15 protein-coding genes are annotated in these 14,122 nt (G+C 59.0%); 6 read left to right on the forward strand and 9 right to left on the reverse strand.

Going from position 1 to position 14,122, the window contains the following annotated elements; all coding sequences use genetic code 11:
• Positions 1-74 precede the first annotated feature (74 nt).
• The 3 genes from METFOR_RS08930 (at position 75) to METFOR_RS08940 (ending at position 2,643) form a co-directional block, all read left to right on the forward strand.
• Positions 75-866, forward strand: a complete 792-nt coding sequence (locus tag METFOR_RS08930; RefSeq protein ID WP_015285805.1) for an aminoglycoside phosphotransferase family protein — start codon at positions 75-77, stop codon at positions 864-866.
• Positions 867-939: 73 nt separating this feature from the next.
• Positions 940-1,446 carry a hypothetical protein gene (locus METFOR_RS08935; RefSeq protein WP_015285806.1) on the forward strand — a complete coding sequence of 169 codons (507 nt, stop codon included), beginning with the start codon at positions 940-942 and terminating at the stop codon, positions 1,444-1,446.
• 18 nt (positions 1,447-1,464) lie between these two features.
• Positions 1,465-2,643: a M20/M25/M40 family metallo-hydrolase gene (locus tag METFOR_RS08940; protein WP_015285807.1), complete on the forward strand. Its 1,179-nt coding sequence runs from the start codon at positions 1,465-1,467 to the stop codon at positions 2,641-2,643.
• Positions 2,644-2,694: 51 nt separating this feature from the next.
• Here the strand turns inward: METFOR_RS08940 and METFOR_RS08945 are convergent, their stop codons facing one another.
• The 7 genes from METFOR_RS08945 to METFOR_RS08975 form a co-directional block, all read right to left on the reverse strand.
• Positions 2,695-3,681, reverse strand: coding sequence for a tetratricopeptide repeat protein (locus METFOR_RS08945; protein WP_015285808.1), 987 nt, complete (start codon positions 3,679-3,681; stop codon positions 2,695-2,697).
• Positions 3,682-3,771: 90 nt separating this feature from the next.
• Positions 3,772-4,827 carry an MFS transporter gene (locus tag METFOR_RS08950; RefSeq protein WP_015285809.1) on the reverse strand — a complete coding sequence of 352 codons (1,056 nt, stop codon included), beginning with the start codon at positions 4,825-4,827 and terminating at the stop codon, positions 3,772-3,774.
• 15 nt (positions 4,828-4,842) lie between these two features.
• A complete protein-coding gene (locus METFOR_RS08955; protein ID WP_015285810.1) occupies positions 4,843-6,753 on the reverse strand; it encodes a beta-CASP ribonuclease aCPSF1 in 1,911 nt (636 codons plus the stop codon).
• Positions 6,754-6,777: 24 nt separating this feature from the next.
• Positions 6,778-7,419 (reverse strand): archaeal proteasome endopeptidase complex subunit beta, encoded by a 642-nt coding sequence (gene psmB / locus METFOR_RS08960; protein WP_015285811.1) that lies wholly within the window; start codon positions 7,417-7,419, stop codon positions 6,778-6,780.
• Between the two features lie 85 nt (positions 7,420-7,504).
• Positions 7,505-8,353 carry a CBS domain-containing protein gene (locus tag METFOR_RS08965; RefSeq protein WP_015285812.1) on the reverse strand — a complete coding sequence of 283 codons (849 nt, stop codon included), beginning with the start codon at positions 8,351-8,353 and terminating at the stop codon, positions 7,505-7,507.
• 5 nt (positions 8,354-8,358) lie between these two features.
• Entirely contained in the window at positions 8,359-8,787 is a 429-nt protein-coding gene (locus METFOR_RS08970) for a universal stress protein (protein ID WP_048111294.1), read from the reverse strand.
• 38 nt (positions 8,788-8,825) lie between these two features.
• Positions 8,826-9,869 (reverse strand): amidohydrolase family protein, encoded by a 1,044-nt coding sequence (locus METFOR_RS08975; RefSeq protein WP_015285814.1) that lies wholly within the window; start codon positions 9,867-9,869, stop codon positions 8,826-8,828.
• Between the two features lie 42 nt (positions 9,870-9,911).
• On the opposite strand from METFOR_RS08975, the gene METFOR_RS08980 reads away from it, so the two are divergent.
• Positions 9,912-10,076: a preprotein translocase subunit Sec61beta gene (locus METFOR_RS08980; RefSeq protein ID WP_048110904.1), complete on the forward strand. Its 165-nt coding sequence runs from the start codon at positions 9,912-9,914 to the stop codon at positions 10,074-10,076.
• 7 nt (positions 10,077-10,083) lie between these two features.
• On the opposite strand, the gene METFOR_RS08985 is transcribed toward METFOR_RS08980, so the two are convergent.
• Positions 10,084-10,836 (reverse strand): coenzyme F420-0:L-glutamate ligase, encoded by a 753-nt coding sequence (locus METFOR_RS08985; protein WP_148277648.1) that lies wholly within the window; start codon positions 10,834-10,836, stop codon positions 10,084-10,086.
• Positions 10,837-11,005: 169 nt separating this feature from the next.
• Between METFOR_RS08985 and METFOR_RS08990 the strand changes: the two genes are divergently transcribed.
• Positions 11,006-11,290 carry a DUF1922 domain-containing protein gene (locus METFOR_RS08990; RefSeq protein WP_015285817.1) on the forward strand — a complete coding sequence of 95 codons (285 nt, stop codon included), beginning with the start codon at positions 11,006-11,008 and terminating at the stop codon, positions 11,288-11,290.
• Positions 11,291-11,308: 18 nt separating this feature from the next.
• On the opposite strand, the gene METFOR_RS08995 is transcribed toward METFOR_RS08990, so the two are convergent.
• Complete coding sequence (locus METFOR_RS08995) at positions 11,309-12,691, reverse strand: MFS transporter (RefSeq protein ID WP_015285818.1); 1,383 nt, start codon at positions 12,689-12,691, stop codon at positions 11,309-11,311.
• 178 nt (positions 12,692-12,869) lie between these two features.
• Between METFOR_RS08995 and METFOR_RS09000 the strand changes: the two genes are divergently transcribed.
• Complete coding sequence (locus tag METFOR_RS09000; protein WP_015285819.1) at positions 12,870-14,108, forward strand: BaiN/RdsA family NAD(P)/FAD-dependent oxidoreductase; 1,239 nt, start codon at positions 12,870-12,872, stop codon at positions 14,106-14,108.
• The last annotated feature ends 14 nt before the right edge of the window (positions 14,109-14,122 follow it).

Below are 14,122 nucleotides of genomic sequence, written 5' to 3' on the forward strand. Positions count from 1 at the left end.
AAATTGCCTGCCAACATCTCTGCATTCCGGATAAGCCCGGGTTCCTGAAACCTGCGGGCTGACGGTGAGACCCTATGGCAGAAGAAAAAACAGAGACACCGACCCATGCACCACCAAAGAACAACGAAGAATTCAAAAAGCGTTATGGCGACCTGATCGGGCTTGGCCAGTCCGCAGCCGTGTATGCTCGGAATGGCATTGCCGCGAAAGTGTACCGGGAGAACCAGCCGCACTACCAGCCATTCATGGAAGCATTCTACATTGCGCTGGTCGGTGAGATGAATATTCCCGTCCCAAAGATCTATGCCGTTGAATCGTTCCTGAACCAGACGGCCATCGTCATGGACCAGGTGAAGGGAAAGAGCCTCTATGACATAGCGATCGAGGACCCGTCACGGATTGAAGAGACCCTTGACACGGTCGTGGAGATGCAGATCGGGATGCACAAGGTGCAGATAGGCGTCTTCCGCTCCTTAAAAAACGTGCTTGGTGCAAATATTGCCGTAAGCCCGGGGCTGACCCCGGACGAGAAAGACCGCCTGAATGCAATGCTCGCAAAACTCCCGGACGGGCTTGCAATCTGCCACGGGGACTTCCACGGGGGAAATATCCTCTTTGACGGTGAGAAGTACATAATCATCGACTGGGCAGAAGTGGCCTGCGGTGCTCCTGCCGGCGATGCCTGCAGGACCTACATGGACTATTACATGGGGAACAGGGAGATTGCCGAGGCATACCTGAAAAAATACTGCGCCGCATCGGGACTCACCAGCGAGGAGATCCTGGCCTGGCTTCCGGTAACCGCAGGATCCATTTACGGGTTCATGACGGATGAGTGGAAGAAGCAGATCCGGCACCTGTTCTAATCGTCCCTCCTTTTTTGTTCCGTCCTTAACACGAAGAGAACGTATTTACAATCCAAGATCGAATGTAACCGATATGCCGGAAGAGAACGAATACCTGACCGTCCTCGATTACCTGTACGGGAAGTCGCTGATGCTGCAGGACACGTCGGGCTTCAATAAGGTCTTGTATTTCTACCTCATCGACTCTCTCGCCCACATCGATTACACAGCCGGGATCTATGCCTACAACTATGGATCGCCAAAGAACATCATCGGCGCCGAGTACATGCGCTGGCGTGTTGACGAAGAGAAGAAAGGCGACCGGGCAAAGTTTGCGGGTTTTGTGAACTGGCTTCGGGAGAAGTACCCGGAAAAGTTCAACGATCTCCCCTCGCTCTGGCAAATGATCTATGATACTGAAGACGAAGCGAGTTACCGGAGCTTCCGGATCGTGATCGACCCGGACAGCAAGAGCGCGCTCCCGGCGAACTTTTTCTTCGCTGTCATCGACGAGTTTTTTGACACGGAGTTCTTAAAGAGCATCTATACCGGCGCATCGCTTGGCACGCTCTTCTCAACGTACTGTTCACAGAACCCATAAGATCACAGGATTTCTGCCATGCATGTCAGCCGCATCTGTTCGGATCTCGTGAAGATCCGGAGCGAGAACCCGCCCGGGACAACCGCCGAAGTGATTGAGTACATCCGCGGTTTTCTGGATGGCATCGGCATCCGATCAGAGGTCTTTTGTGCCGGCCAGGGCATGGACAACCTTGTTGCCATACAAAAGGACGCTACGCTGATGCTCTGCGGCCATGTTGATGTTGTCCCGGCACCCGGTGACAACTGGAGCCGCCCCCCCTTTTCCGGCGACATAGCGGAGGGATGTGTCTGGGGGCGGGGCGCAACGGACATGAAAGGCGGCTGTGCGGCCATCCTCTCTGCGTGCGAGACCCTTGCCGACGCCGGGAAAGACATGCCGGCAACCCTTGCCTTTGTCTGTGATGAAGAGACCGGGGGCGAGAATGGGACACGGTTCCTTCTTGCAAAAAAAGCACTGCCGCCCTGCGACTGCATCATTGCCGAACCCACGCCCTCCCTGCATCCCAGCATCGGGCAGAAAGGGCTCTGCCGGATGGAGATAGCCTTCTCCGGTATCCCGGCGCACGGGTCGCTCTACCCTGCCGTGGGCCGGAGTGCCATCATGGAAGCGGTGCCTTTTCTGGAATGGGTAAAAACCCTGTACAACCGCGATTACCCGGTTGACGCTTCCCTCCAGGAAATCATCAATCGCTCGGCCGGGGTCGTCGCAAAAGAGTTCAGGATCGATGGCGTGAGCGATGTCTTGCAACGGCTGACCTTCAACCCCGGGACAATCCATGGAGGGGAAAAGTCCAATGTCGTGGCTGAGCGCTGCACTCTCGAACTCGAGATACGGGTGCCGTGGGGCTGCTCGATTCCGGAGACCATTGCCGAGATCCGGGCGCATGCTGGCAATGCCGTTGTCACCCCGCAGGAAGCCTTCGTCCCCACCATCACCGACCCGTCATCGCGGATCGTCACGGTCACCTGCAACGCGGTACAACACGCCTGGAACAAGCCCTCGTTCCCGTTCGTGCAGTGGGCGGCAAGCGATGCCCGCCACCTGAGGAGCGCCGGGTTCCGGGTTATCGAGTACGGGCCCGGCGAGATCGAGAGCCTGCATGCCGTAAACGAACGCGTAACCATCACATCACTTGAGAAAGCCGTGGAGATCTACGGGGACGTGATGCAGCAGTATGCCGGAGAGCAGGCATAGCCTTTTTTCTGGTCTTTCCCGTTGAACTACAACAAAAAAGGAGGGCACTGATTATTTCCGTGCCACCAGGTAAGCTCCCGCAACTGCTGCTCCGATAAGGGCGAACACAACGATTGCTGGCGAGAGCGGGGAGAATGTGGTTTTCTTGGCAACCGGGACCGTGGTAGCGACCGTTGCAGTGTCCATAACAACCGGAACCGTAGTGGTCACTTCCGTAATTGTCTCCTGTGAGACCGGCGTTACCGGGGTTGTCCCAAGCCGGTTGAGGGTTGGCGGCGTTGCAACCGTTGTCGCGGAGTAGTGGAACGCCTGCATCTTACCGGTCATCTCTTCCTTGTTTGCCCGGGCTTCGGCAAAATTCGGATCAATTCCGAGCGCCTTGTTGAAACAGGTGAGGGCATCGTTATACATGCCCAGCACAACATAGGCTTTTCCCTTGTTGTTCCATGACGTGGCATTGGAAATGGTGATGGCAGTCGCCGTGTCGAACGCGGATATAGCATTCTGGTACTCGCCGTTTGCCATATATGCCAGCCCGAGGTTGTTCCATTCCATGAGGTTGGTGGTGTCAAGAGCGGTGCACTTCTTGTAGGATACGATGGCAGAGGCCGAGTTGTTCAGCTGCATGTACGCGTATCCCTGGTTGCAGTAGGGCCCCGGGAGGTTCGGCTGGAATGCGAACATGGCGTCATAGGCCGTGACAGCCTCGCTCCACCGCTGGAGACAGTAGAGGGCAAGCGCCCGTGCGGTCATCGCACGCTCGTCTTTTGAACGCAGGGCAAGCGTTGCATCGGCTGCCTCGAGCGCTGCAGTGAAATTTCCCAGCGCATTGAGTGCGGTGGCCTTCCCCGATAATGCGGTGGCATGCTTCGCATCCTGGGCAAGGGCATTGTTGAAGTACGTAAGCGCATCGGAATATTTCCCGGCATCGAGCGCTGAGTTCCCGAGGGCCGTCCATTCGTTCGTGTCCTCGGCCTGGACTGCCGGCATGAACAGGAGCAGAACAAGGAGTGAAAGGATCAGGATTGTGTACCGCATTTTCTCATGACGAATGTTTCCCTGAAGGCTGATGAATCTATTGATTCAGGAGAGTGGAGGGCTGTTTTCCAGAGGACGGTTGGCCGGTGATCATTTCCTGCCAACCACGAATGCAACCGTGCATGACAAGACTGCGGTCACCGCAAACGCTGCAATAATCCCGGACAGGTCCGCGACGAAACCGGCAAGGAGCGGGAGCAGCGCCATGCCAAGATAACTGGACGTGGAGAAGAGCCCCATGGCAATACCCTGGTGCTCCCGTTCCCCGGCAAGGAGTGCCATCTGGGCGATCATCACGAGACCGGCAACCGCCCCGAGCACCAGGAGACCGGCCGGCGACCATGCAAGGAGCAGCATCCCGCCGGCCATCAGCAGGGACGAGATCCGGATCATCCTGGTTTCCCTGAATGGGAACCGGGATACCACCATCACCGAGACGATAGTGGCGATGCTCATGCCGGCAATCCAGAACCCTGCAGCATCGGCCGTGAGGGAGGAGTGATCGGGAAAGAGTGCCGTTGCAACGCCGGTTGCCCCGATAAGGACAACTGATGAAAACAGCACCCACCGGTATTTCAGGAAGATATCCCATGAGAGAACAAGGTCATGGCCGGCCGGGGAGAGGGGGCGCTCGCGGGAAGCGAGGCTGGCCAGCAGGGGAATGACAGAGAGGGCAGAAAAGAGGAGGATGCCGGTTGCCGGCAGGCCGGACAGGGTCGAGAGCACGCCGGCCGCAATGAGCCCGAGGACGAGGCCGGCGTTGAGGAGGGCAAGGAAATACCCGCTCATCTTCTCGTGATCGTCCCTCCGGTTGACCGCCGCCATAGCCGGGGCAATGAAAAGTCCGGCGCCGACGCCTTCTGCAAAACGCCCGGCAACGGTCACGGGAGCGCTACCGGAAAGAAAGAGCACGGTCCCGCCGGCAACGGTCAGGGCAAGCCCGGTGCGCATGAGGGCGGATGGGCCGAACCGGTCCGAGAGGATGCCGGCCGGCAGCGTGCTGATGAACGCCCCGAGGAAGTATGCAGCATAGACAGCCCCTGTCCAGGACGGGCTGCCGGTAAACGCGGGAAGGACCGGGACAATAGCGTTGGATAACGCCATGACAGAGAAGACACCGAAGAAAAGAGTGACGTTGTCCCTCACCGCACAACCCCTTTTTTAGACCATGCGGTAGGTCTCGAGGTTCATGGGAGAGTGGGTCTCGATGTGGTAGCGCTTGTAGATGGAACTGGCAAGATCGATGGTGTTGTTCTCGTCGCCGTGGATGCAGAAGATCTTCTCCGGGCGGGGCGAGATCTGGCCGATGTAGTTCATCAGCTGCCGGCGGTCGGAGTGGCCGGAGAAGCCGTCGACCGTGACGATCTCGAGATTGATAGTGATTGTCCCTTTCCTGCCCATCGGGACCTCGCGCCAGCCCTTCTGGATCCGGCGGCCGTACGTCCCGTCGGCCTGGTACCCGACAAAGACGAGCGCATTCTTCTCGTCCTGGGCCAGGTTCATGAGGTACTCCATGACCGGGCCGCCGTTGAGCATGCCGCTGGTCGAGATGATGACACAGGGATCGCCACCGATGACTTTCTCGCGGAGGTCCTGGCTGTCAACCTGCTGGAAGCACTCGGCAAGGAAGGGGTTCATGCCCTCGCGGAAGATCTGGTTGCGCAGGTCGGTGTTGAGATACTCGGGATAGGTGGTGTGGATCGCGGTTGCCTCGCGGATCATGCCATCGAGATAAATCTTTACTTTCGGGATCTTGTTTGTCCGCATGCCTTCCTCAAGAGCGAGCATGACCTCCTGCGAACGGCCGACCGAAAAGGCCGGAATGATAACCTTGCCACCCCGCTGGAGCACCCGGTTGATGGTGTCATAAAGCATGCCTTCGCAATCAGCCCGGGCCTGCTGGAAATCGTTGCTGCCGCCGTAGGTGCTTTCCATGAAGAGGGCCTCAAGGCGCGGGAACTGGTTGATGGCCGGGTTGAAGAGCCGGCTTTTGGCATAGTTGAAGTCGCCCGTGAACGCGATGTTGTACATACCGTCGCCGAGATGGAAGTGGGCGATGGCCGAACCGAGGATATGGCCGGCATTGTGGAACGTGAGCTTGATGTCCGGCGCAATGTCCGTCACGCTGCCGTAGTTGAGGGTGACAGAATGCTTGATGTAGGTCTTGACCTCGTTTGAGCTGTAGGGCACTTTCCGGCCTTCCTTGTTGATAACGTCAAGGTAATCGAGCTGGAGCATGGCCGAGAGGTCCCGGGTCGGGGGCGTGGAGTAGACCGGGCCCTCGTAGCCGTATTTGTAGAGGAGCGGAACGAGAGCGCAGTGGTCGAGGTGGGCGTGGGTCAGGACAACGGCATCGAGCGAGGAGAGCGGGTAGATCTCGGGGACATAGATATAGGGGGTTGCACCGGCATTGTCGGGCTTTTCCCCGCAATCGATCAGCACCTTGCTGTCGGGGGTTGAAAGAAGGAACGCGGCACGGCCTACCTCGCGGCAGCAGCCGAGCGTAGTGACCCGGGCCCACTGGTCCTTGCGTGCAGTCTCGTCGCCCCGTGCCGGGAGGTCGCGGTGGATACGCCGGCCGATGGTCCGGAGGAACTGTTTCCGGTCCTCGTTGACCGAGCGGAGGTACTGCCGGACCTGCTTGACCGTAGAGCTCTCGATGGGGGGAGTCCGGACGACTTTCGGGGTCCAGCCGATGTGCTTGGTGATCTCCCGCAGCGTAGCCCCGTTCTTGCCGATGACAACGCCCGGCTTCTCGGCCTCGATCAGCACCTCGCCGGTGTCGGCATCAAAAAAGATATCGGTGATGCCGGCTGTCTCCGGGACAACGGATTTGATCTCGCCGTGGGCCTTCTCGGGGTCCTCAAGGATGGTGGGCCTGACCACGATCCGCTTGCGCAGGTCGCGGGCCAGGATCCGGATCAGGTCGGCCTCATCGGCAAACCGCTTGGGGTCGTCCGTGTAGATGACCAGCTCCGGACCTTCAAACTCGACCTGCGTTACATTGATGCCGCGGGGCACCTTCTCATTGATCTTATCTTTGAGTTCTTTTAGCCGCTCTTCAATCTGCATATACTAAACGTCCCAAAAAAGGTTTCAGGCTGATGTCTTGGCAAGGTATTTTTTTATCGTATCCTCGCCAAGAGTCTGGAATTTGTCTTTGGTAATGGCTACGACGTGGATCCCTTCACCGGACCCGGCATCGCGTTTCATGGCCGACTTCAGGCCCCGCACCGCGATCTCGATCGCCATCTCTTCGGTCATTCCCGGCTTGTAGCGGTCCTCGAGGACACCATAAGCCATCGGCGAGCCGGAACCGGTGGCAACGATCTCCTCTTCCTTTGTCGCACCGCCCATCGCGTCCACGGAATAGACGCTCGGGCCTTTCTCGTCAACGCCGCCGACTAACAGCTGGACGTAATACGGGAAGTAACGGTTCTGGTTCAGGTAGTTCGAGAGGAGCGTTGCCGTTGCCCCGACGGTAATCGGGCGCGAGCGGCGGATCTGGTAGAGGTTGCACTCCACGTTCAGGATGCGGGCGAGCTGCTGGGCATCGCCAACGCCCCCTGCCGTGGTCATACCAATACGGTCTGCGACCTGGTAGACTTTCTTGGCTTTCTTGCTGGCGATCATGAGGCCCATGGTCGCCCGTTTTTCGGTTGCGAGAATCACCCCGTCGGCAAAGACAATCCCGATCGTGGTCGTCCCCTTCATGGACTCCGGTAACTGTTCAGGCATATGAGATACCTCAAAAATATATAAACGCTGAAATGGTGTAAAAGCGCTTGAAAGTACTTGGGGCTACGTGAAAAGATAAAGGTTTTTATTCAGAATCTTCATTACAGAACGCCCGGATCAGTTCCCGGTCGTACAGCATGGCAACCAGTTTCTTGTCGCCGTTCACGACGGGCAACTGGTCTACGCGGGAACGCCGCATCTTCAGCGCACACTCGCTCACTTCCGCGTTCGGAGGCACGGAAACGACACTCTTTACCATGGCAAGCTTGACCGGGCGGTTGGGCAGCTGGACCTTGGAGATCCCAAAGCTGATGGTGTGGTTGTCCCGGATGCTCTCCCAGGTCCACTCGTCGTCGTCAGTCCCGTTCGAGAAGTCGGAGACGCCGACGGAGTCCTCGATGTTGGAGTTCCGGATCAGGTCACGCTCGGAGATGATCCCCTTGAGCCGGTTCTCGGCATCAAGGATCGGGATTGCGTCAACGCCGGAGATTTCCATGACCCGGCCCACGACCGGCAGAGGGGTCTCCTCCCAGAGCGCAAACGACTTGCTCGTGTACTTCTCCTTGATCTCCTCGCGGCACTTGACCTGCGCAAGGGCGTGGATCACATCGGCAACCGAGAGAAGGCCGACAAGGTGGTTGTCCTCGACAACCGGCAGCCGGCGGATATGCTTTGTGACAAGGATGCGGGCTGCTTCCTTCATCTCCATATCCGGTCCGATGGTGACGGGTTTTGCCGTCATCAGGAGGCCGAGCTGGGTCTCCTCGGGCTTACTGAGGAGGTCCTTTCTCGTAATGATCCCGACGAGCTTCTTGTTCTTGATGACCGGGACGCCGGAAATTCCTGTACGCTTGAGGATCTTTAAGACATCGTCGCGGTTGCCCGGGATCTCGACGTGGACAACGTCCGATGTCATGTAGTCTCTGACAATCATGTCCGTTATGATCTCACCACCATGGTAGAAACCCTGCTGTGGGTGACAATGAACGTGGAAACGCTCCCGATGAGGAGCCGGTCGGTCTGGCTCTTGCCGTGGGAGCCGACAATGATGAGGTCGGCCTTTACCTTGTCGGCAAGGGCGATGACCTCGCTGCCCGCGTGGCCGAACTTGAGGTGCGTGGAGAGGGTGATGCCGTGTGCCGCGGCATCGGTCTTTGCCTTGTCAAGCACCGCTTCGCCCTCCTTCTGGAGGACGTTATACATGATCTCGACGGTATTGTCTGTAGGAAGGGAAGAAAATAGGCCGGTTTCAACGACATAGGCCGCGTGCAGTTTTGTTTCTCCTGCCCGGGCCATTTCGACAGCACGGTCGAGCGCCTTCTGCCCGGCCGGTGAGCCGTCTAATGCAACAAGGATATTAGCAAACACCGGAATCACCCAAAACAAACATGCCTGTTTTATTGAATTTACGAATTAAAAACATTTGTGCCGCGGCAGGAAAACGGAGCCCGTTTAACCATGGATGTAACCGGATCGCGGCTGAATTTGAGCGCGTTCTGTTCCGGGTCGATGATCCGCAGGCATGCCCGCGCACCCGGGCTGAGGAAAAATTGAGAGCCGGTCAGCACCGATCCGGCAATGGCGGATCGCAGGATTGATGCGGGATCGGTTTTGTAAAGCGTCGAGACGAACGCCATCTCGCCACCCAGGTCCGGGGGAACGAACATGACATTGTCCGTCCCGAGCCAGATCGTGCAGCCGAGTTCCTGCATCAGCATGACAGGGGGTTTCTTTGCCGAATCTGTCACGCCCAGCGTCCAGTTGGACCGCGGGCAGATGACAACCGGGATCCCCTTCTCCGCACAGGTCCGGAGCTGCTTCTTTGTCGCGTGGGTGCCGTGGACAATGAAGTCCGGGTCAAATGAGAGTGCAGCATCAACGTCCCCTGCATCCCGTTCCCCGGCATGGAACGCCACCTTCTTCCCCGCCTTTCTCGCTTCCGCGACAATCCGTTCAACACCCGCGACATCCCGGGCGCTGCTGATCCCGGTGCCGTCGGAAACACGTTCGCCCCCGTCCCGACCAAAGGCCATGGCATGGAACGGGAGATCCCTGCTGGCATCCCGCAGCAGGATAACACCCTCTTCCCCCCCTTCCCGGAAGTCTGCACAGCCCGCCGTTCCGGTTCCGATCATCTCCCCGATGCTTGCCCGCATACCGGCAGCAAGATCGTCACGGGATGCAGCACGGAGGAGCCGGTGCTTCAGGCCGTCCGGGGGGGTGACCAGCGAGACAAGGTCGCCGGTTGCCCCGCAGTCCATGGCAATAGTATCGCCAAGGTGCGTGTGGGCATTAAAAAGCGCCGGGCAGATCCAGAGCGGCGGGGCCCGGGGATTCTCCTCAATTGCCGTGATCGTCCCGTGCTCGACGATGATGTCTGCATGCAGGGGCGCGAGCTCCTCTCCCACCAGCGCCAGTCCGGAGATGATCTGCGGGCTTTTGTCTGTCATGCGTCTCTCTCTTTTATATAGCGAAAAATGAAATATATTTGCATGGCAAAGAAGCAAGGTGGCAGATTACTCTCCTCAGCGGGACTGGTCAACTATTACGAGAGCGAGGACCGGCGGGCAATCCATATCAGCCCCATCACCGTGATGGTTGTCGCAGCTGCGATCGGCATCATCATCATGGCGCTCGAGATCGCGTTCCCCGGATAACCCTCGTTTACGACCACTCTTTTTTCAGCACGCGCCGCGTGATATCCTCTTCGCCCGAGAAGTACAGGTTGTCGTGCCCCGTCCATTTCGGGCAGCCCCTGAAGACCACCGCGGGGACGCCGTTGTTGCTCTCGCCCATCACGAAGTTGGAGAAGCCCGCGATCTCGTCCACAACCGCCTCTTCCGTGATCTTGAGGACGTGGCCGAAGAGATCGGTATCGCCCCGGAAGTCGCGGATCGCCTGCATCCCGCTCCACCCGATGGCATTGCCGGTCTGGCCGCGCCGGAACGAGCGGCCGCAGGTGTCGGTGATGATGATGCCGGTATTCTTTCCCGTGATCTCCCGGATCCGCCCGCGGACCTCGTCGGCCGACTTCATCGGGTCGGGGGGGAGGAAGATCACCATGCCATCCTCGATGTTGCTCTGGTCCACGCCCGCCCGGACACCGATATGCCCGAACGAGAGCTCGGAGAGGATGAACGGGTGCTCCATGATGATGTCCGTTGACGCATCAAGGACCGCCTGCACGAAGCGCGGGTCCTCGCCGTTCAGAGCGCCCAGCCGGATCGCACGCTCCGAGGGCGTGATCTCCGACAGGGGCCGGGTATACCCTTTCGCCTTTGAGTAGATGGTCGAGGCAATGCAGATGATGTCGCCCTCGCCCAGCGGGACGCGGTCGCAGATGAGCGCTGCAACATCGTCGCCCTTTTTGATGAGGGGAAGGCCCTGCACGCCGATGATCTGGATCGGTTCAGTCATGCAGATCTCTATGAGACAAACAGCCGATATCAGGGTTTCGGAATGGATCGGCAGACCGCTGAACCTGCCGGTGCAGGTCCGGGTTGTCTGCGGGAGGCCATGTATGAACTCTCCCCCCCGCACCATGCCGATATGTATATATCATGGTCGCGTACATCACCATCTGATTATGTACCTCATCATACGCTGCCCGCAGTGCGTGACATTCACGTACGTGGACAATTTCCAGCGCTGGAAACTCTGTCCCACCTGCGGGCACGCGTACGAGGTGAGCAAGGCGCCGATGTACCTTGAAGTCCAGGACCACCACGAGGCAGAGCACATTGTCCGCCAGATGGAAAAGCACCTCCACGCAAACAAGAAGAAGGACTTTTCGGCCGAGGAGAAGGAAGAGCTTCGGCACCATTACACTACAGCCCTGAAGCAGAGGCAGCAGCAGCACCCGGTGCACTGATCTCGATTTTAGTGTTCGTTAGTCCGAATCCGTATGGATCGTTCCCCGCACCCAGGATGCCGCAATGCCGACAACGCACAGGGCAGTGAAGATGATAAACGCCACCGTGACGCTGGTCATCAGCGCAGGGTAGACTGCGGGCGTGATGGTCTCCGACCCGATGAAGACGGCAAAGCAGAACATCGCGATTGCCATGGAGAGAAGCTGGCCGATCGAGCGCATGGTGGCGTTCATGCCCGAGGCGATGGCCAGGTGCCGCTTCTCCACCGAGCTCATGATGGCATTGGTGTTCGGAGAGGAGAAGAGACCATAGCCAAGCCCCATCAGCATCAGGCTGCCGACAATGACCCAGAGGGGTGTTTCCGGTGAGAGGAGAATGCAGAAGGAGAGGCCGAGCGCCGTGATTGCCATCCCGGCCGTGGAGACGATCCGGGGCTCGATACGGTCAGAGAGACGACCGGCAATGGGTGAGAAGATCATCTGGATGACGGGTTGTGCCACGAGGATGAGGCCGGCAGATGCGGCCGTGAAGCCCTGGACATACTGGAGATAGAGCGAGAGCAGGACACCCACGCCGAACGTTGCGCCATAGTTGATCATCGCGGCGATATTGGAGAAGACGAATGTCCGGTTGCCGGAGAAGACCGAAAAGTCGATGAGCGGGTGGCCTGCCCGTTTCTCCCACCAGACAAAGACTGCCCCGGATACGAGCGCGGCACCGATCCACCCAAGGCTGGCGGGGTCCGGCAGGAGGAGCATGCCGTTGATAAACGTAAAGAGCATGATGCAATAGATGACCGCACCTGCCCGGTCAAGCGTCTCACCGGCAGCATCGGCCCACTCGTGCCGGATGCCGCGGAGGGTGAACGCGATGGTGACAAGCCCGAGCGGAACATTGACGAGGAAGATGGACGGCCAGCCGAAGAGACCGGTGAGGACCCCGCCCAGAAACGGGCCGAGCGAGAGCCCTGCATAGACCGTTGCGATGGTGACGCCAAGCGCCCATCCCCGTTCGCCCGTCCCGTAGACCTGGGTGACGATGGCAAGAGAGGTGGCAAAGAGCATGGCGCCCCCGATCCCCTGGATGAACCGCAATGCGATCAGGAAGCCCACGGACGGCGCAAAAACGCAGGCAAGCGATGCGGCGGTATAGATGATGACACCGGATAAGAAGATCTTCTTCCGCCCGACAATATCGGCATACCGCCCGAACGGCACGATGAAGATGGCGGCGGAAATGATGTACGCTGAGGTGATCCAGCCCAGCATCACCGCGTCCGCGTTGAACTGCGCCGCCATGGCCGGAAGGGCAATGGTTATAGACGAGCCGGTGAAGGGGACGAGGAAACTTGCGAGTGCGGCCACAAAGAGGATGGTCTTCTTCTCGCGTGCATCGATCATGAGTATCCGGAAATTAGCGGTGATGGCCGTTAAATGATGATGATTACCGGGAGGTTTCTGCAGGTGGCAGGCCACGGTTCCTGCCTTCCCGAGCCAGAGCGCGCAGGGTATTCCCCTGCGATACCATAAGCGTGCACAAACTAAAAAGTGCCACAAGAACATTGATCTGCTGAAAGGCATGGATCCGTACGATGTTGCTGTTATCGGGGGAGGGCCGGCCGGGCTCTTCTGCGCGATCCATGCCGCGTCGCCATCAAGCCGCGTTGTGCTGTTCGAGAAGAACGAACAGCCCGGAAAAAAGCTCCTGCTCTCGGGGACCGGGCAGTGCAATATCACCCATGCGGGCGAGATCCGGGATTTCCTTACGAGGTACGGCGATCACGGGAAATTTGTAAAACCGGCGCTGATGGGCTTCTCCAACACGGACCTGATCCGGTTCTTCTCGGACCGGGGGCTTGCCATGATGGAGGAGGAGAACGGCAAAATCTTCCCGAAGACCCGTTCTGCTGCCGATGTCCTTTCCCTGCTGCTCGGCGAATGCAGGACGCGGGGTGTTGAGGTCCGGTGCGGGGAGCCGGTGCATTCGGTGGCGAAGACCGCAGACGGTTTTCTCATTACCACCGGAACCGGGGCATACCCTGCACGTTCCGTTGTCATCACAGCCGGCGGGGCCTCGTACCCGAAGACCGGGTCCACGGGCGACGGCGCACGGATTGCGGCAGCGCTCGGCCAGCCGGTGACGGACCTTTCCCCGGCACTCACGCCGGTCTCGGTGCAGGACTACCCGTTCGCTGCTCTTGCCGGCATCCCGTTTGAAGACATCCCCTTCTCGCTCTGGCATGGCGGGAAGAAAACCGGTTCGTTCTCTGGCGACATCCTCTTCACGCATACGGGGCTCTCCGGCCCCGGCATCCTCGATGCATCGCGGTACTTTACGGCCGGGGACATGCTCCGGGTATCGTTTGCCGGGAAGATTCCCCGCGATGCCTTTGAGCGGGACCTGGCCGGGCTCCTCCTCTCGCAGGGGACGCGCCTTGTCCGGACCGCGATGGCCGGCCTTCACCTGCCCGACCGGCTGCTCCGGAAGATCCTGGAACTGTCGGGCGTCCCGGACGATCTCACCTGCGCCCACCTTACTACTGCGCAGAGAAAGGAAATCGTCACCCGGTGCACGGAGTTCCCGTTTGTCGTCGACCGGCTCGGGGACTTCTCCATTGCCATGGCAACCCGGGGCGGCATTGCACTGGAGCACGTGAACCAGAAGACCATGGAATCGAAGATCGTCCCCGGTCTCTTCTTTGCCGGCGAAGTGCTCGACATCGACGGCGACACCGGGGGCTACAACCTCCAGGCCGCGTTCTCGACCGGATATGCTGCTGCGATGGCGCTCCGGAAACGGCGGGACACACCGTCCTGAACGCGGTTCATACT

It is taken from the genome of Methanoregula formicica SMSP (assembly GCF_000327485.1).
Classification (GTDB): domain Archaea; phylum Halobacteriota; class Methanomicrobia; order Methanomicrobiales; family Methanospirillaceae; genus Methanoregula; species Methanoregula formicica.